General features: G+C 78.7%; 2 pseudogenes. Both read right to left on the bottom strand.

Annotation, left to right across the window (positions count from 1 at the left end):
* Positions 1 to 445: pseudogene (locus AC07PV_RS25005) on the bottom strand (general secretion pathway protein GspB); the annotation flags it as partial.
* A 2-nt stretch (positions 446 to 447) separates the two neighbouring features.
* Positions 448 to 1,143 (bottom strand): annotated as a pseudogene (locus tag AC07PV_RS25000) (peptidoglycan-binding protein); the annotation flags it as partial.

The raw sequence follows: 1,143 nt of genomic DNA, 5'->3' as shown, positions 1-1,143 counted from the left end.
TGTCCGCCGCGCGCTTGCTGTCCGCCGGGCGCGGCTCGGGTGCGGGCGCCGGCGGGGCCGTCCGGGCGAGCGCGGGCTCTGGCGCCGGCGCCGGCGCGGGCACGGAAGAAGCCAAGGGGGGCGGCGGCGCCACTGGAGCTGCCGTTGTGACAGGTGCTGTGGGTGTGGCGGGCGCGGCAGGGGCAGGCGCCACCACGGCGGGCGCGGCCGGGGCCACCGCCGTCGCCACCGGGGCCTGCGGCCGCAGGGCCCACCAGGTACCACCGGCCGCCAGCACGGCCACGCCCACCACCGCCGCCGCCACGGCCCACAGCGGGGCCGGCGCCGCCCGGTGGACGGCGGGCAATTCCCCGGCCGCGGGCGCGGCCTGGGAGTGCAGGCCCGGCACGGCCCCCCGGCCGCGTTCGGCGTCGGCACGCCGCAGCGCATCAAGGATGTAGGACATGGTCAGTCTCCGTTGCGCAGGCGCGGCTCGTTCACGCCCGTGGCGCGGTTGAGCAGCATGAGTGTCAGGGGGCCGGCACGGCCATCGGGCGTCACGCCCTGGGCCAGCTGGAAGCGGTGGATGCGCGACTGGCGCAGCGCGGGCGTCACAGGCCGGCTTCCGGAGCCCGTGCCGCCGGCCGCCTTGCTGGCCAGTTGCTGGTCCAGCCAGGCCGCGCCGGCCGGGGTGTCGCTGATCTCGCCGCGATCGGGCATGCCGGCCGGGGCGCGCCACAGCGTGGCGATGTCGCCGCGCCACGCCTGCGCCAGTTCGGCCACCGGCACCCGCAGCGTGCGGCCGCCGCCTTCCAGCGTGGCGGTCTCGCCGTCCAGGCCGCGCAGCAGCACGGAGACCGGGGCCTCGGCTTCATCCGACGGATACAGCGCGAGCAGCACGGGCCGGTCGATCTGCCGCACCAGGTTCAGGCCCGCGCGGCGATTGCGGTAGCAGCGCAGCCCCTCGCGCGGCAAGGTGGCGCAAGCGTCCGCCCCCGCGGGCAGCTTCACGCCCCAGGCCGAGGCCAGCGCCTGCCAGGCCGGCGCGTCGCTGGCGGGCTGCGCCAGCACGAATTGCTCCAGCGCGGAAGGTTGCGCCCCCGGCGGGATGGCGGCCGCGGCCGCCCCCTGCGCGGCGGACGCGGTGGACGCCGCCGCCAGCAC

The sequence above is a fragment of the Acidovorax sp. GW821-FHT09A11 genome, assembly GCF_059418365.1.
Note: the sequence above shows the minus strand (reverse complement) of the source record. Positions and strands in the feature narration are given on the sequence as shown.